At 71.2% G+C, this 669-nt stretch carries 1 protein-coding gene; it reads right to left on the minus strand.

The annotated features are described in order from the left end of the window. On the minus strand, positions 1-669 hold a 669-nt coding region (locus tag KVP70_RS33130), incomplete at both ends, for an AMP-binding protein (RefSeq protein WP_217946696.1).

Raw genomic sequence — 669 nt, forward strand, 5'->3', positions numbered from 1 at the left:
TAGCCGCGCGCGACGCCGGCGCCACCGATGTACAGTTCGCCGGTCACGCCGATCGGCGCCGGCTGGCGGTGGGCGTCGAGGATGTAGGCGCGCAGGTCGGGCAGGGGCTGGCCGATCAGGCTGCCCAGTCCGGCGTCCACGTCGGCCGGCGTGATCTCGCGGTAGGTGGCGTGCACGGTGATCTCGGTGATGCCGTACATATTGACCAGGCGGGTGTTGCCGCCGGGGTTGGCGGCGATCCACGGGGCCAGGCTGCGCAGCTCCAGCGCCTCGCCGCCGAAGATGACGGTGCGCAGGCTATGGGCCTCGGACCCGGCCGCGGCCTGGGCCGCGATCAGTTGTTTGAAGGCGCTCGGTGTCTGGTTGAGCACGGTGACGCGTTCGCGGCACAGCAGCGCGTAGAACTCGGCCGGGGCGCGGGCGCACAGGGCGCCGACGACCACCAGGCGGCCGCCGTAGGCCAGCGCGCCCCACAGTTCCCACACCGAGAAGTCGAAGGCGGCCGAGTGGAACAGGGTCCAGACGTCGTCGGCGTTGAAGCCGAACCAGTGGTCGGTGGCGGCCAGCAGGCGCGTCACGTTGGCATGCTCGACCATGACACCCTTGGGCAGGCCGGTCGAGCCGGAGGTGTAGATGATGTAGGCCAGGTGGCCGGCGTGCAGGCCCAGC

Source organism: Duganella violaceipulchra (assembly GCF_019166075.1).
In the GTDB taxonomy this organism is placed as follows: domain Bacteria; phylum Pseudomonadota; class Gammaproteobacteria; order Burkholderiales; family Burkholderiaceae_D; genus Rugamonas; species Rugamonas violaceipulchra.